18 protein-coding genes are annotated in these 19,255 nt (G+C 69.1%); 10 read left to right on the forward strand and 8 right to left on the reverse strand.

Going from position 1 to position 19,255, the window contains the following annotated elements; all coding sequences use genetic code 11:
* The first annotated feature begins 111 nt into the window (after nucleotides 1–111).
* The 4 genes from HBB12_RS25100 (at nucleotide 112) to HBB12_RS25115 (ending at nucleotide 4,493) form a co-directional block, all read left to right on the forward strand.
* Nucleotides 112–1,551, forward strand: coding sequence for a circularly permuted type 2 ATP-grasp protein (locus tag HBB12_RS25100; RefSeq protein WP_236991866.1), 1,440 nt, complete (start codon nucleotides 112–114; stop codon nucleotides 1,549–1,551).
* 83 nt (nucleotides 1,552–1,634) lie between these two features.
* Nucleotides 1,635–2,579, forward strand: coding sequence for an alpha-E domain-containing protein (locus HBB12_RS25105; RefSeq protein ID WP_236992888.1), 945 nt, complete (start codon nucleotides 1,635–1,637; stop codon nucleotides 2,577–2,579).
* A 98-nt stretch (nucleotides 2,580–2,677) separates the two neighbouring features.
* The gene (locus tag HBB12_RS25110) at nucleotides 2,678–3,592 is read left to right on the forward strand and encodes a transglutaminase family protein (RefSeq protein WP_236991867.1); all 915 of its coding nucleotides are present in this window, start codon (nucleotides 2,678–2,680) and stop codon (nucleotides 3,590–3,592) included.
* Nucleotides 3,593–3,743: 151 nt separating this feature from the next.
* Nucleotides 3,744–4,493: a proteasome-type protease gene (locus HBB12_RS25115; protein ID WP_236991868.1), complete on the forward strand. Its 750-nt coding sequence runs from the start codon at nucleotides 3,744–3,746 to the stop codon at nucleotides 4,491–4,493.
* A 624-nt stretch (nucleotides 4,494–5,117) separates the two neighbouring features.
* Here HBB12_RS25115 and HBB12_RS25120 read toward each other — a convergent pair.
* The 5 genes from HBB12_RS25120 to HBB12_RS25140 form a co-directional block, all read right to left on the reverse strand.
* Nucleotides 5,118–5,642, reverse strand: a complete 525-nt coding sequence (locus HBB12_RS25120) for a hypothetical protein (protein ID WP_236991869.1) — start codon at nucleotides 5,640–5,642, stop codon at nucleotides 5,118–5,120.
* 314 nt (nucleotides 5,643–5,956) lie between these two features.
* Complete coding sequence (locus HBB12_RS25125; protein ID WP_236991870.1) at nucleotides 5,957–6,160, reverse strand: Trm112 family protein; 204 nt, start codon at nucleotides 6,158–6,160, stop codon at nucleotides 5,957–5,959.
* Between the two features lie 49 nt (nucleotides 6,161–6,209).
* Nucleotides 6,210–6,878 carry an LON peptidase substrate-binding domain-containing protein gene (locus HBB12_RS25130; protein ID WP_236991871.1) on the reverse strand — a complete coding sequence of 223 codons (669 nt, stop codon included), beginning with the start codon at nucleotides 6,876–6,878 and terminating at the stop codon, nucleotides 6,210–6,212.
* Nucleotides 6,879–7,025: 147 nt separating this feature from the next.
* On the reverse strand, nucleotides 7,026–7,934 hold the full coding sequence (gene trxA, locus HBB12_RS25135; protein ID WP_236991872.1) for a thioredoxin: 909 nt from the start codon (nucleotides 7,932–7,934) through the stop codon (nucleotides 7,026–7,028).
* 160 nt (nucleotides 7,935–8,094) lie between these two features.
* Complete coding sequence (locus tag HBB12_RS25140) at nucleotides 8,095–9,408, reverse strand: MFS transporter (protein ID WP_236991873.1); 1,314 nt, start codon at nucleotides 9,406–9,408, stop codon at nucleotides 8,095–8,097.
* 69 nt (nucleotides 9,409–9,477) lie between these two features.
* Here HBB12_RS25140 and HBB12_RS25145 point away from each other — a divergent pair, with 69 nt between their 5' ends.
* The 5 genes from HBB12_RS25145 (at nucleotide 9,478) to HBB12_RS25165 (ending at nucleotide 14,523) form a co-directional block, all read left to right on the forward strand.
* Nucleotides 9,478–10,089, forward strand: coding sequence for a TetR/AcrR family transcriptional regulator (locus HBB12_RS25145; protein WP_236991874.1), 612 nt, complete (start codon nucleotides 9,478–9,480; stop codon nucleotides 10,087–10,089).
* A 142-nt stretch (nucleotides 10,090–10,231) separates the two neighbouring features.
* Nucleotides 10,232–11,116 carry a CYTH domain-containing protein gene (locus tag HBB12_RS25150; RefSeq protein ID WP_236991875.1) on the forward strand — a complete coding sequence of 295 codons (885 nt, stop codon included), beginning with the start codon at nucleotides 10,232–10,234 and terminating at the stop codon, nucleotides 11,114–11,116.
* A 462-nt stretch (nucleotides 11,117–11,578) separates the two neighbouring features.
* Nucleotides 11,579–12,925 carry a dicarboxylate/amino acid:cation symporter gene (locus HBB12_RS25155; RefSeq protein WP_236991876.1) on the forward strand — a complete coding sequence of 449 codons (1,347 nt, stop codon included), beginning with the start codon at nucleotides 11,579–11,581 and terminating at the stop codon, nucleotides 12,923–12,925.
* Nucleotides 12,926–12,930: 5 nt separating this feature from the next.
* Nucleotides 12,931–13,881 (forward strand): ROK family protein, encoded by a 951-nt coding sequence (locus HBB12_RS25160; RefSeq protein WP_236991877.1) that lies wholly within the window; start codon nucleotides 12,931–12,933, stop codon nucleotides 13,879–13,881.
* Between the two features lie 153 nt (nucleotides 13,882–14,034).
* Nucleotides 14,035–14,523 (forward strand): Lrp/AsnC family transcriptional regulator, encoded by a 489-nt coding sequence (locus tag HBB12_RS25165; protein ID WP_236991878.1) that lies wholly within the window; start codon nucleotides 14,035–14,037, stop codon nucleotides 14,521–14,523.
* A 114-nt stretch (nucleotides 14,524–14,637) separates the two neighbouring features.
* Here HBB12_RS25165 and lysA read toward each other — a convergent pair whose 3' ends face one another.
* Both lysA and lptM read right to left on the reverse strand, forming a co-directional pair.
* Entirely contained in the window at nucleotides 14,638–15,918 is a 1,281-nt protein-coding gene (gene lysA, locus HBB12_RS25170; RefSeq protein ID WP_236991879.1) for a diaminopimelate decarboxylase, read from the reverse strand.
* A gap of 98 nt (nucleotides 15,919–16,016) precedes the next feature.
* A complete protein-coding gene (gene lptM / locus HBB12_RS25175; RefSeq protein WP_236991880.1) occupies nucleotides 16,017–16,382 on the reverse strand; it encodes an LPS translocon maturation chaperone LptM in 366 nt (121 codons plus the stop codon).
* Nucleotides 16,383–16,702: 320 nt separating this feature from the next.
* On the opposite strand from lptM, the gene HBB12_RS25180 reads away from it, so the two are divergent.
* On the forward strand, nucleotides 16,703–18,811 hold the full coding sequence (locus HBB12_RS25180) for a hybrid sensor histidine kinase/response regulator family protein (RefSeq protein WP_236991881.1): 2,109 nt from the start codon (nucleotides 16,703–16,705) through the stop codon (nucleotides 18,809–18,811).
* A 34-nt stretch (nucleotides 18,812–18,845) separates the two neighbouring features.
* On the opposite strand, the gene HBB12_RS25185 is transcribed toward HBB12_RS25180, so the two are convergent.
* A complete protein-coding gene (locus HBB12_RS25185) occupies nucleotides 18,846–19,091 on the reverse strand; it encodes a 3',5'-cyclic-nucleotide phosphodiesterase (protein WP_099908642.1) in 246 nt (81 codons plus the stop codon).
* Between the last annotated feature and the right edge of the window lie 164 nt (nucleotides 19,092–19,255).

The following is a 19,255-nucleotide window of genomic DNA, read 5'->3' on the forward strand; positions in this document are numbered from 1 at the left end:
CACCCGGCCTGACCCAGCGCGAAGTCGGGGGGCGCCTCTGTGAACAGGACGCATTTCCTTTGCCTTGGCCCCCGTCTTGCGTCTAGCTTCGGGTCAAACAGAGGGACGCCCATGCCGCTCAGCGCGTTCGACGAAATGACGGGAACTCAGGAGAGCGGACTGAGCCCGGCCGCCGTGCGCGAGGCGTACGCGGCGCTTAAAACCTGGCTCGAAAATACTCCGCCCGAGCACTTCGACACGCGGCGCAGCCAGGCGGAATTGTTCTTCCGCCGGATCGGGATCACCTTCGCGGTCTATGGCGACAACGAGTCGACGGAGCGGCTGATCCCGTTCGACATCATCCCGCGGGTGCTGACCAAGCCCGAATGGGGTTTCCTCGAACGCGGCCTGAAGCAGCGCGTCACCGCGCTCAACATGTTCCTGGCCGACATCTACGGCCCGCAGGACTGCATCAAGGCCGGGATCATCCCGGGCGACCTCGTCTTCCGCAACCCGCATTACCGGCTGGAGATGCGGGATTTCGAGGTACCGCACGGCAAGTACGTCCACATCGCCGGCATCGATATCGTGCGCACCGGCGAAGACCAGTTCTTCGTGCTGGAGGACAATGCCCGCACGCCGTCGGGGGTCTCCTACATGCTGGAGAACCGCGAGGTGATGCTGCGGCTCTTCCCCGAACTGTTCTCCAAGCACCGGGTCTCCCCGGTCGAGGCCTATCCGGACGCGCTGCTCGCGACCCTGCGCAGCCTGGCGCCGATGCGCGCCGCCCGCGACCCGAGCGTGGTGCTGCTGACCCCCGGCCGCTTCAACTCGGCCTTCTACGAGCACTCGTTCCTGGCCGACAAGCTCGGCGTCGACCTCGTCGAGGCCTCCGACCTCTTCACCAAGGACGACGTGGTCTACATGCGGACCACCGAGGGGCCGCGGCGCGTCGACGTGATCTACCGGCGCATCGACGACGACTTCCTCGATCCGCTGGTGTTCCGGCCCGATTCGGTCCTCGGCGTGCCCGGCCTGATGAGCGCCTACCAGAGCGGCAGCGTCACGCTCGCGAACGCGGTCGGCACCGGCATCGCCGACGACAAGGCGGTCTACAGCTACATGCCGGAAATCGTGCGCTTCTTCACCGGCGAGGAGCCGATCCTGCACAACGTGCCGACCTTCCGCTGCCGCGAGAAGGAGGCGTTGTCCTACGTGCTCGCCAATCTCGGCGACCTGGTGGTCAAGGAGGTCAACGGCTCGGGCGGCTACGGCATGCTGGTCGGCCCCCACGCCACGAAGCGCGAGATCGAGGAATTCGGCCGCAAGCTGCGCCACGCGCCGGACGGATTCATCGCCCAGCCGACCCTGGCACTCTCGACCTGCCCGACCTTCGTCGCCTCCGGCGTCGCGCCCCGCCACGTCGACCTGCGGCCCTTCGTGCTCTCGGGCGCCGACGACATCCGCATCGTGCCCGGCGGCCTGACCCGGGTCGCCCTCAAGGAGGGCTCGCTCGTGGTCAATTCGAGCCAGGGCGGCGGCACCAAGGATACCTGGGTGCTCGACGGCTGAGCGGCCCTTTCGCTCGTGAGAACGGGACCGGGCCCGACGCCCGGTCCGCCCGCACCACCCAAAGCGTGAGCCATCCGCCCGCCATGCTCTCCCGCACCGCCGACAACCTGTACTGGCTCTCGCGCTACGCCGAGCGCGCCGACTTCGTCGCCCGCATCCTCGACGCCGCCCTGCGCCTCTCCGCCCTGCCGGCCAATTACGGCGGCGGCGACGCGAACGAATGGGAATCGGCCCTGGCCTCGGCCGGCAACATCGATCTCTTTCGGCCGCTCTACGACAGCGTCAACGAGCACACCGTCCGCGACTTCCTGGCCTTCAGCCCCAACAACCCGTCCTCGATCCGCTCCTGCCTCCAGACCGCACGGGAGAATGCCCGCAGCGTGCGCACGGCGCTGACCAGCGAGATGTGGGAGGCGATCAACGAGGCCTACCTGCACCTGCGCAGCTTCGAGGGCCGGGACATGACCCGGGAGGAATTCGCCCGCTTCCTCGACTGGGTGAAGGGCGTGTCGCTGGCCTTCGACGGCTCGGCCTACCGCACGATGCTGCGCAACGACGCCTACTGGTTCACCCGGCTCGGCGTCGCCATCGAGCGGGCGGACAACACCGCCCGCATCCTCGACGTGAAGTACCACGTGCTTCTCCCCGAGACCGAGCGGGTCGGCGGCAGCCTCGACTACTTCCAGTGGACCACGATCCTGCGCGAGGTCTCGGCGCTCACTGCCTATCACTGGGTCTATCGCGAGAGCATCAAGCCCTGGCTGGTCGCCGACCTCTTGATCCTCAACCGCGAGATGCCGCGCTCGCTCGCCAATTGCTACGAGATGCTGGTCAACAACCTCGACCGCATCGCCGACGCCTATGGCCGCCGGGGCCCGAGCCAGCGACTCGCCCGCGGCATGCTCGCCAAGCTCGACGACACCACGGTGGACGAGATCTTCGCCTCCGGCCTGCACGAGTTCATCGAGGCGTTCATCGCCGAGAACAACCGGCTCGGGGCGGCGATCGTCGAGCAGTATCTGGGCTGAAGCCCCCCACGCCCGGACGGTTTCGCCCACGAGCGGGACGGTGTATGACCGCCCCGCACGGCTTGAAGCTTTAGCGTGACAGCGAGCATCGCGACCCCATGCGCATCCGCGTCGTCCACGAGACGGTTTATCGATACGACAGCCCGGCCCGGGGCCTGATCCAGATGCTGCGGCTGACGCCGCGCGACCATGACGGCCAGCACGTGCGCGCCTGGCGCATCGAGCCGACCGTCGACGGCCGCCTGAGCCGGCGCGAGGACGGCTTCGGCAACATCGTCCACGTCTTCAGCGCCGACGGCCTCGAGGAGGCGATGACGATCCGGGTCACCGGCGAGGTCGAGACCACCGAGACCCATGGGGTGATGCGCGGCATCTCCGAGTGGCTGCCGGACCCGTTCTACTTACGCGAATCGCGCTTCGCCGTCGCCGACGAGGCGATCCGGGCCTTCGCCGACGAGACGGTGGGCGACAGCGCCGATCCCCTCGACCGGCTGCACCGGCTGCTCGCCGGCGTCCACCAGGCGGTCGATTACGCCCCCGGCCCGACCGGGGCCACCACCACCGCGGCGGAGGTCTTCGCCCTGCGCAAGGGCGTGGCGCCGGACGTCGCCCACGTCTTCATCGCGGCGGCGCGCCACCTCGAGATCCCGGTGCGCTACGTCACGGGCTATTACTGGCGGCCCGACACCGCGGAGCAGGAGGCCGGCCACGCCTGGGTCGAGGCCCGGGTGCCGGATCTCGGCTGGGTCGGGTTCGATCCCGCCCACGGCATCGCCGTGACGGAAGCCCATCTGCGGGTGGCGATCGGCCTCGATTATCTCGACGCCGCGCCGGTCCGCGGCAGCCGCACCGGCGGCGGCACCGAGACCATGACGGTCCGGGTGCGGGTCGACGATGCCCAGGCCACGCAACAATCCGAGAAGGACCGGGCCGAGAACAAGCAGGCCGAGACGGAGCAGGCTCACGCGCAGGCGCAGCAGGCTCCGGCCGCGCAGAGTCAGGCCCAGGTCTGACGCGCCGCCTGTGGCACCGCCGCGATAGGGGCGGGCCACCTCACCTGGGGGCAGCGAATTCGGCTGGATTCGCCGCACGGGCTGCGCCAGGGTGGCGCCCGCGCGCGGTGCCGGACCGCCCGCATGACGGCTCGCCGGGGGGCGGTGTGCGATGACCTATTGCGTCGGGATCCTGGTCGAAGAGGGTCTCGTCATGATCGCCGATACCCGCACCAATGCGGGGCTCGACGACATCTCGACCTATCGCAAGCTGCACATGTTCACCAAGCCCGGCGAGCGGGTTCTGGCGTTGGCCTCGGCCGGCAACCTGTCGGTGACGCAGTCGGTGCTCTCGCTCCTGACCGAGGGCGTCGAGGATCCCGATACCGGCAAGCCGGAGACGATCTACGACGCGCCGACGATGTTCCGCGCCGCCCAGCTCATCGGCCGCGCGATCCGGAAAGTCCGGGCGATCGAGCGCGCCGGGTTCGAGGCGGCGCAGCTGCGCTTCGAGGTGTCGTTCCTGTTCGGCGGCCAGATCGGCGACGGGCCGATGCGGCTCTACATGATCTACTCGGCCGGCAACTTCATCGCCTGCAGCCAGGACGCCCCGTTCCTGCAGATCGGCGAGCACAAATACGGCAAGCCGATCCTCGATCGCGCCGTCACCTACAAGACCGACATCTACGACGCGCTCAAGGTCGGCCTCGTGTCGATGGATTCGACCATGCGGTCGAATCTCGGCGTCGGCCTGCCGATCGACCTGACGGTGATCCGCCGCAACACCTGCGACACCGAGGTGCTGCACCGGATCGAGGCCGGCGAGCCGTATTTCCACGACCTGCGCGAACGCTGGTCGGCGGCGCTCCGTGCGGCGCATCGGGCGATCCCGCGACCGCCTTATGGACCGGGGGTGAAGTAGGGGGGGCGGCCGCCGTCCATGACGGACGAGCCGGTGACCAGCACGCCAGCCCGTCCCACGCGCGGCCTCTCCCGGAGGTATTGGCGATCGGTGATCAGTACACCGATGATGGGCTGATACCTCAGTGCGCGTTTGAATGATATTTTTGAACCAAAACTTGATGTAGATCGGATCATCCTACCCTCCCACCTCAGGATGAGGCTGTGAGCAGGATAGGCCCTGCTATGTTCGTCTTTATGAAAGACGACCCCGCTCAAACAGGCTCTGAGTCTCGAATGAGCAATCCAGATAGACCTGAGACTTCTAGAGTCCTCCTTCGAGGTCGGTCGATCTCCGATCGCCGGCATTTCAGGATGAGTTTGCGCATGGGATGGGCTGGCATTCTACGCGGCGCCTGGCTTCGGGCGATTCAAGACGGTGTTCAGGTCAAGCGGGCGCCAATCCCCCATAAGGGATAACGAATGTCGGCATTCTGCTCCTTGCCGATCCTCGAACGGCACGCTTCCGGCCTTTTGAGGCGGAGACCGACGCCAAAGTCGGGTGAATGTGAAGCCGTTCGCTTGCGCGAAGCAAACGCATCCACGCGGACCTCACCGTTCGGCCGATTGCGCCCTATGCGGGTTTTCAGAAGCAGCCTTCTGTGCATGGCGTGAATCCTCCCAGGGGAACGCCCCAGGCAAGTTTCCTATCTCTCATGCGGATGCCCCAGCCGCCACACACACGGCCCACGTTCATGATAGTCGTTGTTGTGTTCCAGAATGCACAATCCGTGTCATATCTGGCTTTCGCGTCATCAAGACCAAAATTCTCAAGAATTTTATCTACTTTTCTCGGCCGTATATCGAAGCCGATCTCGTTTGTGTAGATGGCTGATATTGCCGTCGGTTCCATATCGTTTTTGTCGCATTGAGAGGATCGGCCCGGGCAGTGGAATGATACATAGTAAGTAATGCCATTAAAATCAGAAATAAAAATAATAGCTCCATGTTCAGTGGTGTAATAACTGGATTTAAGTGCCGTCTCTGCTTCAGAGGTGTTCATTCTCATGTGCAGAATGCCGAATGGAGTTCTGATTTCTTGTGCGTGGCTAGGCAATGTGGAGGCAGTCGATATCGCAGCGACGGAGGCGGTAAGCAACAAGGCGTTCATGAGCGTCCTCGAACATGAGACAATCTGCGCTCAATCCTATGCGTCGCGGCTACGATTTTTTACCCGGAGCCCGCTTCGACTGTTCATCACGCCAAGACTGCGTTCGGAATGGTCCATCGATCATCGGGATACCTCGCAGGGCTCAGGTGCGGAGCGTCTGCTTCCGGAAAGTGGGCAGGGTCCGCGCCCCACCCTCGGCGAGGTCTCGCAAAGCATGGATCCGAGGAAGGGGCGATACCGGATCTCCCCACCTCCCTTGCGAGACGGGAGCGCAGACGCGCATCCCGCCCGTGATCGAAGTCCTGAGCCGGATCTCAATCCGCCAGCGGCCGGGCCTCTTCCGGCAGCATGATCGGGATGCCGTCGCGGATCGGGTAGGCGAGCTTGGCCGAGCGGCTGATCAGCTCCTGGCGCCCGGAATCATACTCCAGCCGCTCCTTGGTCAGGGGGCAGACCAGCAGCTCGAGCAGCTTCGGGTCGATGCGGGTGGCCTCGGCGGAAAGGGGAGAGTCGGTCACGGTTGGTCCTTCCGAATGATCCGTGGGAGGCCATACCCCAAAGCGCCGCTTATTGCAGCGTCGGCTCGCCGCCCGCTCCGCGCACCAGCTCCATCTCTGTGACGGCAATCAGAACCTCGGCCCGGGTCTTGAGGTCGGGGGCCTCCAGCATCGCCTGCTTCTCGCGTGGGCCGAACGGGCTCATCATGCAGAGCGCGTTGACCAGGGCCTCGTTCGGCGCCTCCTCGATCCCGGCCCAGTCGACCTTGAGGTCGTTGGCGTCGACGAAATCGCGAAGCGCCTTCAGCACTCCGGCGCGGTCCACCGCCTCCTCGCCGGCCCGCGCATGGAAGTCGCTCTCGAAGGGCGCGAAGGTGACCTTGCAGCGGCGATAGCCGGTGGTGGTGGCCATCTCCTCCTCGATCCGGAACCGGGCGATGCCGGTGAGCGAGATCAGGTAGCGGCCGTCGCCGGTCTCGGCGAACTGGGTGACGCGGCCGGCGCAGCCGACCCGGAAGAGTTTGGGCGACAGCGGGGTTTCGCCGGAATCGGAATCCGGCTGGATCATGCCGATCACCCGGTCGGTGCGCAAGGCATCGTCCACCATCGCCAGGTAGCGCGGCTCGAAGATGTTGAGCGGCATCTGGCCCCGCGGCAGCAGCAGCGCGCCGGGGAGCGGAAAGACCGGGATCACGGTCGGGCAGTCGGCCGGGCCCTTGTAGGCGACGTTCATGCTCATCGGCGTCGCTCCCGCGCGGATCGATCAGGGCTCCCGGGCCCCGTCGTCTCGGGCCCGGGATCGCAAGCCTACCACTTAGGGCGCTGCCCTCCGGCGTGGATACCTGTCCGGCGTAATGCCGCGCCGGACATGCACTTTGGTACGCCGTCAGGAGAACATCAGCGTCGAGAGCTTGCGCCGGCCGCGGATGGTCATCGGGTCCATCGGGCCCCAGGCCTCGAACAGCTGCAGCAGCTGCTTGCGGGCGCCGTCGTCGTTCCAGGTCCGATCGCGGCGGACGATCTCGATCAGCTGGTCGACCGCCTCCTGCTGCTGGCCCTTGGCGTTGAGGCCGAGCGCCAGGTCGAACCGGGCCTGGTAATCGGCGGGATCCGCCTCGATCCGGCGCTGGAACCCGGCGAGGTCGCCGAGCGAGGCCGCCTGCTCGGCAAGCTCGATCGCCGCCTTCACGGCCGCGATGGCCGGGTCCTTGGCGGCCTCGGGCGGGGCGGCGTCGAGGAAGCGGCGGGCACCCTCGATGTCGTCGCGGTCGAGGAGGAGGCGGGCGAGCGCCGCGATCGCGCCGGCATGGCCCGGCTCCTGGCCGAGCACGGCGGCGTAGATCTCGGCGGCGGCATCCGGGTCGCCGGCCTCGCCGGCCGCTTGCGCCTCCGCCATCAGGTCCTCGACCGCGGTCGGGCCGAGGGGGCCGACCAGGCGCTCGATGAAGGCCTTCACCTGGCCCTCGGGCAGGGCGCCCATGAAGCCGTCGACCGGCTGGCCGCGCTGGAACGCGATCACCGCCGGGATCGACTGGATGCCGAGCTGCCCGGCGATCTGGGGATGCTCGTCGATGTTCATCTTGACGAGCTTCACCTTGCCGCCGGCATCCTTGACGGCTTTCTCGATGATCGGGGTGAGCTGCTTGCACGGCCCGCACCACGGCGCCCAGAAATCGACCAGGACCGGCTGCTGCAGGGATTCCTGCATCACGTCCTGGCGGAAGGTCGCGGTGGTGGTGTCCTTGATCAGGGCGCCCGCAGGAGTCTGGCCGGCCGCGGGAGTGTCGGTAAGCATCGATGACCTCAGGAGAACGGCCTTCACGTCACGGGCCTCACCGGCCCGCCGAACAGATGGGGTAGACCGGCCGCCCCGGCCAGGGCAAGGCGCGCAAAGCCGGAAAAAGCCCGGAAAAACAGGAGCCGGACCCGCCGCGGTGGCGCGTCCGGCGTAACCCTCACGCCGTTGCCGGCGCCGCCTGGCGCATCCGGCCGATCATCAGCGACATCAGGGCGGCCATCACGGCGGTGAGGCCCGCGGCCAGGAACGCCTCGAGGTAGCGCCCCTCGGAGGCCCGCACCAGGCCGGCGCCGAAGGCGGCGGTGGCGGCCCCGAGCTGGTGGCCGGCGGCGATCCAGCCGAACACGATCGGGGCGTCGCGCTCGCCGAAGGCCTCGTTGGCGAGCCGCACCGTCGGCGGCACCGTGGCGATCCAGTCGAGACCGTAGAACACGGCAAAGATCGACAGGCTGTAGAACGAGAAATCGGTGAAGGGCAGGGCCATCAGCGACAGGCCGCGCAGGCCGTAATAGACGAAGAGCAGCTTCCTCGGGTCGTAGCGGTCGGTGAGCCAGCCCGAGCCGGTGGTGCCGATGAGGTCGAACACGCCCATCAGCGCCAAGAGTCCCGCGGCCCGCACCTCCGGAATGCCCTGGTCGGCGCAGAACGAGATCAGGTGGGTGCCCACCAGCCCGTTGGTGGTGAGCCCGCAGATGAAGAAGGTGCCGAAGAGCAGCCAGAAATCGCCTTTGCGGCTCGCCCGCACCAGCCCGTCGATCGCCGCCTTGAACGGATTGGCGCGCCGCGGCGGCTCGGAGACGGTACCCGGCGCAGCCCCGTAGGGCGTGAGGCCGATGTCGGAGGGACGCTCCGGCAGGAGCCAGGCGACCAGCGGGATCAGGGCCGCGATGGCGCAGGCGACGGTGAGCACCACCGGCTGCCAGCCGCCGGCCTGCGCGATCGCCGCCAGGCCCGGCAGGAAGATCAGGGTGCCGGTGGCGGTGCTGGCGGTCAAAAGCCCCATGAACAGGCCGCGGCGCACGGCGAACCAGCGGTTCACCACCGTGGCGCCGAGCACGATGGCGACGCAGCCGCTGCCGAGGCCCGACAGCACGCCCCAGGTGGCGATCAGGTGCCAGGGCTCGCTCATGAGCGCGCTCAACGCCGTCGAGGTCGCCATGAGCGCCAGCGCGCAGAGCAGGGTGCGGCGGATGCCGAAGCTCTGCATCAGCGCCGCCGCGAAGGGGCCGACGAGCCCGTACAGGAAGATGCCGAGGCCGGCGGCAAAGGAGGTGGTGGAGCGGCTCCAGCCGAAGGCCTGCTCCAGCGGCAGGATCAGCACGCCCGGCGAGGCGCGCAGGCCCGCCGCCGCGAGCAGGCACAGGAAGATCACGCCGATGACCACGAAGGCGTAGTTCTGGCCGAAGGGCCGGGGTCTCGGTGCAGTCGGGGCCGGGGAGGCGAGGCCCCGCGGCGACACGGTCGAACTCATGCTGGGACATCCTCCCCGAATCGTGCTAGGACGTTACGTACCGGTCAGTAACATCGTCAAGGACCAAACATGGCGGAGGGGCATGACGGGAGCGCACCCGTCCGGGCCGGCGACCGGATCCGGGCGGCGGCCCGCGAGCTGTTCTACTTGCGCGGCTTCCGGGGCGTCGGGGTCGACGAGATCGTGGCCCGGGCCGGGGTGACGAAGCCGAGCCTCTATCGCGGCTTCGCCTCGAAGGACGCCCTCGTGGTCGCCTGCCTGGAAGATTACGATGCGGGCCTGCGCGGGCGCCTCGACGAGGCGCTGGCGGCCCATCCGGACGACCCGGGGGCGGGCCTCATCGCCTTCCTCGACGGGATCGCCCGGCGCAGCGCCCGGCCGGGCTTTCGCGGTTGCGGCCTCACCAACGCCGTGATCGAGTATCCGGAGGCGGACCACCCGGTCCACGCGGCGGCCTGCGACGGCAAGCGTGCGCTCCACGCCCGCCTCGCCGAGGTGGCCGGCACCCTCGGCGCCCGGGCACCCGACACCCTTGCCGACGCCTTGCTGCTGCTGATCGAGGGCGCCTTCGCCTGCGGGCAGATCTTCGGGGCCGAGGGGCCGAACCGCTCGCTCCGGCAAGCCGCCGAGGCCCTGATCGCGGCGAGCCGGGCGCAACCAGCATCCCGCACCGCACGATAGAATTCCGTCAATAAATCGGGGGGCAGTCGCAGCACGGCCTTGATTCCGTCGCCGTGATCGGTCGATACGCGAGAGTTGACGCCGATCGCGGCCCATCGCCTCTCAATGGCCTTTGGGCAGCGACCCCCGTGGAGTTGAGCGTATGACCCTCGTACGACGTTTCCAGGTTGCGCCGGCGCTGGTCCGCCTGATCCGCAAGGAGCGCGGCTCCTCCCGCATCACCGAAGGTTACTTCCCGCCCCAATCCGGCCGGACCTCGTTCGTGCGCGTCGATGGCGGCCAATGCCACCTCGTCCTGGTCACCTCCGACAACGGCACCTCGCACGAGGAGCGCACCGAGGTGCCGCGCGCCCATGGCGACGCGCTCCTCGACGTCTGCGCCGGCCGCGCCGCCTACGACCGCACGCAGGTCGCTCTCGGCAACGGCCGCGACGCCCTGATCGACCGCTACGTCGCCCCCGGCAACGTCGACGTCGTCTCGGTGGTGTTCGACAATCCCGACGAGGCGAACGGTTTCCCGGCCCCGCCGTGGTTCGGCCCCGAGGTCACCGCGGATGCCGCCTACGAGGGCCGCAGCATCGCGCTCCAGGGCGTGCCGCAGCCCGGCGAGATCGGTTTGTCCAATGCGGCCCTCGACGCGGTGCTCGACCTGATCGAGCCGCGCTACGGCTTCGGCCGCTACGCCGCGCCGAGCCGCAACGGCGACGAGGGCGGGGTGGTCAATGCGCTCCGCCGCATCGCCACGCCGCCTACGCCCGAGCCGGCGCCGGCCCCGCCGCCGGAGCCCGAGCCCGTGCATGTCCACGAGGCGCCGCCCCCGCCGCCCCAGGCCGAGGCCGCCCAAGAGCCTCCTCAGCCCCCGCCGGCCCCGGAGCCCCACGCCGATGCCCGCATCGACGACGTGATCGAGAGCCTGTCCCAGGCGCTCGGCGCCGCGGTGCCGGGCGGGGATGCCGCCCGCGACGACGGTACACCCGCCTTCGAGCGCTGGACCGTGCGCCCGCGCCGGACCCAGCCGACGCCCTGAGGGACGGACCCCGTCCGACACCCCTTCCCCGATCTCGACCCATCCCGGGTTCCGCCTTGGCCGGAACCCGGGATTTTTCGTGTCGAGCGGGCGCATCCGACCGCGACGAATCCGTGTTGCACGGTTGAATGGCACACCGTAATCCGTCAGCCACTTGACGTCGCCGCGCCCAAGCGGCACGCCGCATTCCGGCTGGACCGTGCCCGGTTTGACGACCGGCCGTGCGAGGGCGGCTTTCGAGGTTCCGGCAACGACCGGACGCCATCGGCTCCCCTTGTCGCAAAGACAGCGGGGCCGTGAGCCGGGGCGACCGCAGGGTTATCCCGGATTTTCGACTTGGAATTGGCGGGCCGGACTTCCTACACTGTCCGGACCGCGTCCCGTTCCAGAGGACATCACGCGGCGAAGGCCGCACCGCGACGGCCGATCACAAGCGACCGGCCCCCTGGGGAGAGAACGAACATGCAGCACGCCACGCCGTCCGCGACGGCCCCGGGCTCGTCGCAGCCTTGGTACAGGGTCCTCTACATTCAGGTTCTGATCGCCATCGCGCTCGGCGTGCTGCTCGGCTACGTGGCGCCCGACACCGCCAAGTCGATGAAGTGGCTCGGCGACGCCTTCATCGCGCTCATCAAGATGATGATCGCCCCGATCATCTTCTGCACCATCGTGCACGGCATCGCGTCGATCGGCGACCTGAAGAAGGTCGGCCGCGTCGGCCTCAAGGCGCTGATCTATTTCGAGGTGGTGTCCTCGCTCGCCCTGCTCGTGGGCGTGATCGTCGGCGAGATCGTGCAGCCGGGCGCCGGTTTCGGCGCCAATCCGGCGCAGCTCGACGCCAAGGCGGTGGCCGGCTACGTCAGCAAGGCGCAGGCGGATTCGACGGTCGCCCACATCATGGCGATCATTCCGAAAAGCTACTTCGATGCCTTCGCGGGCGGCGACCTGCTCCAGATCCTGCTGATCGCGGTGCTGACCGGCGTGGTCATCACGGGCTTGGGCGAGCGCGGCAAGCCGGCGATCCACGCCATCGAGGCAGCGGGCGAGATCTTCTTCCGCATCATCGGCATGATCGTGAAGCTCGCGCCGCTCGGCGCCTTCGGCGCCATGGCCTACACGATCGGCCAGTACGGCATCGGCAAGCTCGGCAACCTCGCGGGCCTCGTCGCCACCTTCTACCTCACCAGCCTGCTCTTCGTGCTGGTGGTGCTCGGGCTGATCGCGCGCTTCTCCGGCTTCTCGATCCTCAAGTTCCTGGCCTACATCAAGGACGAGCTCCTCATCGTGCTCGGCACCTCGTCGTCCGAGACGGTGCTGCCGCACATGATGCAGAAGATGAAGCGGCTCGGCGCCTCGGATTCGGTCGTCGGCCTCGTCATCCCGACCGGCTACTCGTTCAACCTCGACGGCACCAACATCTACATGACGCTGGCGACCCTGTTCCTGGCCCAGGCCGTGGGGGCGGATCTCAGCTTCGGGCAATACGCCACCATCATCGGGGTCGCGATGCTGACCTCGAAGGGGGCGTCGGGCGTCACCGGCGCCGGCTTCATCACGCTCGCCGCCACCCTCGGGGCGATCCCCGGCAACCCGGTCCCGGTCGCCGCGATGGCGCTGATCCTCGGCATCGACAAGTTCATGTCGGAATGCCGCGCGCTCACCAACCTCGTCGGCAACGGCGTCGCCTGCGTGGTGGTGAGCCGCTGGGAGGGCGAGCTCGACCCGGTCAAGCTGCGCGAGGTGATGGCCAATCCCCTCGCCATCGGCACCGAGATCGCCGACGAGAAGCCGGTCCCGGTCGCGCCCTGACGGCGATGGCGGTCCTTCGCATCGGCATCGATCTCGGCGGCACCAAGATCGCCGGGATCGCCCTCGACGCATCGGGCCGGGTCCTGGCCGAGCGCCGGATCGCCACCCCGCGCGGCGAGTACGATGCTTCGCTCCGGGCCATCGCCGCCCTGGTCGGCTTCCTCGAAGCCGAGTCCGGCGGCACCGGCACCGTCGGGGTGGGCATCCCCGGCGCGCTGGTGCCCGAGACCGGCCGGGTCAAGAACGCCAACTCGACCTGGCTCAACGGCCGGCCGCTCGGCGACGACCTCTCGCGGGTTCTCGCCCGCCCGGTGCGGCTGGAGAACGACGCCAATTGCCTGGCGGTCTCCGAGGCCGTCGACGGGGCGGGGCAGGGGGCCGCCGTCGTCTGGGCGGTGATCCTCGGCACCGGCGTGGGCTCGGGCATCGCGCTCGCGGGCCGGGCCCTGTCCGGGCGCCAGCGCATCGCCGGGGAATGGGGCCATAACCCGCTGCCGAGCCCCCGCGACGACGAGCGGCCGGGCCCCGCCTGCTATTGCGGCCGGCACGGCTGCCTCGAGACATGGCTGTCCGGGCCGGGATTGGCTGCCGACCATGCGCGGCGCACCGACTTGGCGATGACCGACTTGGCGATGACCAACTTGGCGATGACCGGGGAGGCGATCGTCGCGGCGATGCGCGGCGGCGATGTGGCGGCGCGCGAGACCTTCGCGGTCTGGCTCGACCGGCTCGGGCGCGGCATCGCGGGCGTCGTCAACGTGCTCGACCCGGACGTGATCGTGCTCGGCGGCGGCCTCTCGACGATTTCCGAGATCTACGACGCGCTCCCCGAGCGGGTCGCCCCCCACATCTTCGGCGGCTTCGCCACGCCGATCCGGCCAAGCCGCCACGGCGACGCCTCGGGGGTGCGCGGAGCGGCATGGCTGTGGAACGAACAGGATACATCCGCCGCCTGAGGCGTGCTAGAGCGCTTCACGATCGCGTTGCAATCGCGAAGCTCTCTAAGTCTTTGTTTGATCGTATTTTCTTCGACGAACCGGTGTCCACTTCGTCGGAAAATGCTCTAGGCGGTCGTTTCGACCGGCTTTCGCCCGTCGGGAGACAAGACCATGCCGGCCAGACCCGTCGACCTCGACCCGGCCTCGATCCGCATCCTCGAGCACCTGCAGCAGGACAGCGAGATCGGCATCGGCGACCTCGCCGAGGCGGTCGGCCTCTCGACCTCGCCGTGCTGGCGCCGGGTCGCCGATCTCAAGGCCCGGGGCATCATCCGGCGCTGCGTCGCGGTGGCCGATCCGCAGGCGCTCGGCCTCCAAGTCAACGTTTTCGTCCACGTCTCGCTGGAGAAGCAGACCCAGGCCGCCCTCCAGGCCTTCTCCGACGCCATCCGCCACCGGCCCGAGGTGATGGAGTGCTACCTGATGAGCGGCGAGGCCGATTACATGCTGCGCGTCGTGGTCGAGGACCTGGCCCAGTACCAGCGGCTGATCGTCGAGCACCTCACCCGGATCCCCGGGGTGGCGAAGATCCGGTCGAGCTTCGCGCTCGACCAAGTGAAGTATACGACCGCGTTGCCGCTCGATCATCTGAAGGAGTAGTGGGGCTGCGGGTGGGAGAGCCCCATAGCCGGCAGGCTTCAGGCAGCTGTCGAGTACCGTGGAGGCGGACGACGGCCCGGAGGCGTCATCCAACTCCGCAGAGATCAGAAGAGATCAGCCCGCCGGTCCCGAGAGCCAGTCCGGCACCCGGTCGAGCCCGATCAGCTCCTCGTAGGAGAGCCGCGGGCGGATCACCGCGTGGTCGGCTCCGCGCACCAGCACCTCGGGCACCAGCGGCCGGGTGTTGTAGGTGCAGGCCTGCACGGCGCCGTAGGCGCCGGCCGACATCACGGCGATCAGGTCGCCGGGCTTCACCTCGGGCATCTCGCGGGCGAGCGCCAGGTAGTCGCCGCTCTCGCAGACCGGGCCGACCACGTCGGCGGTGAGGCGGTTCGCCTCGGGCTTCGGCTCGGCCACCGGGCGCAAGCCGTGGTAGGCCTCGTAGAGCGTCGGGCGGATCAGGTCGTTCATCGCCGCATCGACGATCACGAAGGTGCGGCCCTCGCCGTGCTTGACGTAGAGCACGCGGGTGACCAGCACCCCGGCATTGCCGGCGATCATCCGGCCGATCTCGAAGACGGGCCTGAGACCGAGCGGCTTGAAATGGGGCCGCAGCACCGCCGCGAAGGCGGCCGGGTCGGGCGGGGGCGCGTTGTCGTCCCGGTAGGGGATGCCGAGCCCGCCGCCGAAATCGACGTGGTGGAGCCGGTGGCCCGCCGCCATCAGGTCGCGGGCGAGGCCGCAGAGCAGGGCGGCGGCGTTGTCGTAGGGCGCGAGATCGGTGATCTGGCTGCCGATATGCATGTCGACGCCGACGAGCGACAGGCCCGGCAGGGAGGCCGCCCGGTCGTAGACCTCGCGGGCGCGGGAGATCGGGATGCCGAACTTGTTCTCGGACTTGCCGGTCGAGATCTTGGCGTGGGTGCGGGCATCGACGTCCGGGTTGACCCGGATCGAGACCGGCGCCGTCGCGCCCTTGGCGGCGGCGACCCGCGACAGCTGCTCCAGCTCGGGCTCGCTCTCGACGTTGAAGCACAGGATGCCGGCGTCGAGGGCCGCCGCCATCTCGCCCTCGGTCTTGCCGACGCCCGAGAACACGATCCGCTCGCCCGGCACGCCGGCGGCGAGCGCCCGGCGCAGTTCGCCCTCCGAGACGATGTCCATGCCGGCGCCCAGCCGCGCCAGGGTGGCGAGCACCGCCTGGTTCGAATTCGCCTTCATGGCGTAGCAGACCAGGGCGTCGTCACCGGCGAACGCCTCCGCGAAGACCCGGTAATGCCGTTCCAGGGTGGCGGAGGCGTAGCAGTAGAACGGGGTGCCGACCGCGCCCGCGAGCCGTGCCAGGTCGACATCCTCGGCGTGGAGCACGCCGTCGCGGTAGGTGAAGTGATGCATGAGGGTGACCGACGTCCGGGCGCTGCCGCGCCTGCTGCGAGCGCGTGAGACGCGCCCTCTACACGAAACCGGCCGGCCTTTGCACCCTCGCGCGCGTCTCAGAGCAGCGGGTCGAGGGGGAAGGGCCCCTTGGGGATCACGTAGCCCTTGCGGCGGCGCGACGACGATTCGGTCGGGGCCGGGATCCCGGTCGGTGCCGCGACGGCGGCCGACGGCAGTTCGTCCTCGGGATCGGGCGCGGAGGCGCCCGCCGAGAGCCCGACGCCGGCCGGCAGGGTGTTGACCGCGGCCGCCCCGGTCTTCGGCCGGGTCACGCTCGGATTGGCCCCGGCCGCATTGGCCCCGATCTGCGGCTGGCCGGCCGGCGCCGCCGCGGGCGGCGGCTCGAGCGGGCCGCGCCGGCCGCAGGCGGCGGCCGAGAGGGCGATCAGGCCGAGAAGAACGAGGGTATGGGGACGGAACACGGGCGGGATCCGGAAAACGCGAAGCGTGGCCGCGGCACCATAGCGGTCTGCACCCCTTGAGGCGAGCCCGGCACTCACAGCCTTTGCGCGCCGGTTGCGCGGCATTCGAGCGTGACCGTTAAGGCGGTGTTGGAAGGAGGACCGGAAGAGTGCACGAACCTGTCCCGGGCGCCTCTTCGAGCCCCGGGCGACACAAAGCCACGCCGAAAGGCCCCGATGGGACGACGGAACGGCGATCGTTTCGCTCGCCAATCCGTTAATCAACGGTTAAGCTTATCGCCGATCCTCGCGTCGGCTCCCGTCGCGTTTGTGAGTGTCCCGTGAGCCTTTCGACGGTGCGGCTGCACCAGCTCCTCGTCGCCGCGGCTTTCCTGGTGCCGTGCGTCGTCCTGGTGGGCGCGGCGTGGTGGAACCGGGCCGAGGTGCTGCGGGAAGAGGACAGCGCGGTCGTCCGCACCGCGGCGGTCATGCACGAGCACGCCTCGAAGGTGTTCGACACCGCCGAACTGGCGATGGACCGGGTCGACGACTACATCTTCGATCGCAGCTGGAGCCAGATCGCGGCGCCCGCCACCGGCGGGTTCCTGGCGAGCCTGAAGGCGCCTCTGGCCCAGGCCCGGGCGGTCTGGGTGGTCGACCCGCAGGGAAAGATCCAGGCCTCCAGCCGCGAGGCCGATCTCGGCCGCGACATCGCCGGGCGCGACGTGTTCTCGGTCCATCGCCAGCGCGACATCGGGATCTATGTCAGCCCCGCCATGCGCGAGTCCGACGGCACCACCGCCTTCATGGTCAGCCGCCGCCGCTCGACCGATGACGGGCGCTTCGACGGCGTGATCGTGGTCCTGCTCGGTACCGAGTATTTCGCCCGCTTCTACGCCGAGATCGCCGCCCCGACCGACCATCGGGCGATGCTGCTGCGCGCCGACGGCGCGATCCTGGTGCGCGAGCCGCCCGGCCCCGAAGTCGACGAGCGGCTGGCCCCGGCCGACCCGCTGCTGCGGGCGATCCGCGCCCGGCCGCAGGGCGGCGCGGCCGCCGGCACCCCGGCGGGCGAGGCCGAGCGGCTCTATGCCTGGCGACGGATCGGCGACTACCCGGTCGAGGTCGCCTTCTCGGTCGAGACCGCGATCGCGCTGGACCGCTGGTACGACAACCTGCGGGTCTACGGCCTCGTCGCCACCGTCTCGGCCCTGACCTTGGTGCTGATGGCCTGGCTGGCGCTGGCCCGGGCGCGCGCCGAGCAGCAGGCGCTCTCCGACCTCAAGCGCGAGCACGCCCAGCGGCTCGCCGCCGAGAGCCAGCTGCGCCAGTCGCAGAAGATGGAGGCGGTGGGCCAGCTCACCGGCGGCATCGCCCACGACTTCAACAACCTGCTGGCGGTCATCACCGGCTCGCTCGAACTGGTGCAGCGCCGCATCGCCCGGGGCGACACCGATGTCGGCCGCTTCATCGCCGGCGCCCTCGACGGCACCGACCGGGCGGCGAAGCTGACCCACCGGCTCCTGGCCTTCGCCCGCCAGCAGCCCCTCGAACCGCGCCCGACCGACCCGAACCGCCTCGTCGGCGGGATGATCGACCTCCTGCGCCGGACCCTCGGCGAGACCGTCCGGGTCGAGACCCGGCTGATGGCCGATCCCCCGGCGATCTTCGTCGACCAGAACCAGCTCGAGAATGCGATCCTGAACCTCGCGGTCAATGCCCGCGACGCGATGCCGGGCGGCGGCAAGCTCGCGCTGGAGACCGCGCACGGCACCCTCGACGACGGCACGAAGGCGGTGTCGGTCACCGTGCGGGATAGCGGCACCGGCATGCCGCCGGACGTGGTGGCCCGCGCCTTCGAGCCGTTCTTCACCACCAAGCCGCAGGGGCGGGGGACGGGCCTGGGCCTGAGCCAGGTCTACGGCTTCGTCACCCAGTCGGGCGGGCGGGTGCGGATCGACAGCCAGCCCGGCCAGGGCACCGCCATCGAACTCACCCTGCCGGTGAGCGCCGACGGCGTGCCGGCCGAGACCGCCGGGCGCGGGAGCCTCGCCCCGCCGGTGCCCGGGCGGGCCCGGCAGACGGTGCTGGTGGTGGAGGACGACGCCGCGGTGCGGCTCGCCAGCGCCGAGACGATCGGCGAACTCGGGTACCGCACCGTGACGGCGCCGGACGGGGCGGCGGCGCTCGCCGTCCTCGACAGCGAGCGGCACGTGGCGGTGCTGTTCACCGACGTGGTGATGCCGGGCATCGACGGGCCTACGCTCGCGGCGGAAGCGCGGCGGCGGCAGCCCGACCTGCGGGTGATCTTCGCCACCGGCCATCCGGCCGACGACGGCCAGGAAGGCCCGCGCCCTGGGCCCGGCGAGACGGTCCTGCGCAAGCCCTTCACCATCGAGGCCCTGGCCGAAGCCTTGGAGGCCGCGAGCCGGGCCGAGGCCTCGGCGTGAACCGAGGCCTCCGAGTGTCCGGCCGCTTGGCGTCCTACTTGTGGGTCTGCTCGTAGTAGTCGATCGCCTTCTTGCAGTTGACCGAAATCTTCTTCATGTTCTTCTCGAAGCAGCGATCGACCTCGGGGCTGTCCGGCGGCAGGTTGCCGCAATAGGTCATGTAATCGCCGGTGCAGTACTTCTTCAGGTTGGGGTCGTCCCGCTGGGCCAGGGCCGGTCCGGCGAGCACCATCAGGCTGCCGGCAGTCAGGAGAGCGAGCGACATCGGCCTGAGCATCATGTCTGTCGAAGCCTTGCAGAGCGTGGGAAGTGGCAGCGACATGGCCCGAAACACGTCACCTGACAAGGGTCGGGACGCGATGCAGGAATCGCCAGGGCGACGGCCGGGATCGGCCGAGACTCGCCGACTAGGAAAGAAAACCGAATGATGTCAATCGTTTAGGT

Source organism: Methylobacterium sp. SyP6R (assembly GCF_019216885.1).
Lineage (GTDB): Bacteria > Pseudomonadota > Alphaproteobacteria > Rhizobiales > Beijerinckiaceae > Methylobacterium.

Bases quoted from the DNA above. Each gene is read 5' to 3' on its own strand.
- HBB12_RS25100 (WP_236991866.1), top strand. From the start codon at position 112: ATGCCGCTCAGCGCGTTCGACGAAATGACGGGAACTCAGGAGAGCGGA.
- HBB12_RS25105 (WP_236992888.1), top strand. From the start codon at position 1,635: ATGCTCTCCCGCACCGCCGACAACCTGTACTGGCTCTCGCGCTACGCC.
- HBB12_RS25110 (WP_236991867.1), top strand. From the start codon at position 2,678: ATGCGCATCCGCGTCGTCCACGAGACGGTTTATCGATACGACAGCCCG.
- HBB12_RS25115 (WP_236991868.1), top strand. From the start codon at position 3,744: ATGACCTATTGCGTCGGGATCCTGGTCGAAGAGGGTCTCGTCATGATC.
- HBB12_RS25120 (WP_236991869.1), bottom strand. From the start codon at position 5,642: ATGAACGCCTTGTTGCTTACCGCCTCCGTCGCTGCGATATCGACTGCC.
- HBB12_RS25130 (WP_236991871.1), bottom strand. From the start codon at position 6,878: ATGAGCATGAACGTCGCCTACAAGGGCCCGGCCGACTGCCCGACCGTG.
- trxA (WP_236991872.1), bottom strand. From the start codon at position 7,934: ATGCTTACCGACACTCCCGCGGCCGGCCAGACTCCTGCGGGCGCCCTG.
- HBB12_RS25140 (WP_236991873.1), bottom strand. From the start codon at position 9,408: ATGAGTTCGACCGTGTCGCCGCGGGGCCTCGCCTCCCCGGCCCCGACT.
- HBB12_RS25145 (WP_236991874.1), top strand. From the start codon at position 9,478: ATGGCGGAGGGGCATGACGGGAGCGCACCCGTCCGGGCCGGCGACCGG.
- HBB12_RS25150 (WP_236991875.1), top strand. From the start codon at position 10,232: ATGACCCTCGTACGACGTTTCCAGGTTGCGCCGGCGCTGGTCCGCCTG.
- HBB12_RS25155 (WP_236991876.1), top strand. From the start codon at position 11,579: ATGCAGCACGCCACGCCGTCCGCGACGGCCCCGGGCTCGTCGCAGCCT.
- HBB12_RS25160 (WP_236991877.1), top strand. From the start codon at position 12,931: ATGGCGGTCCTTCGCATCGGCATCGATCTCGGCGGCACCAAGATCGCC.
- HBB12_RS25165 (WP_236991878.1), top strand. From the start codon at position 14,035: ATGCCGGCCAGACCCGTCGACCTCGACCCGGCCTCGATCCGCATCCTC.
- lysA (WP_236991879.1), bottom strand. From the start codon at position 15,918: ATGCATCACTTCACCTACCGCGACGGCGTGCTCCACGCCGAGGATGTC.
- HBB12_RS25185 (WP_099908642.1), bottom strand. From the start codon at position 19,091: ATGATGCTCAGGCCGATGTCGCTCGCTCTCCTGACTGCCGGCAGCCTG.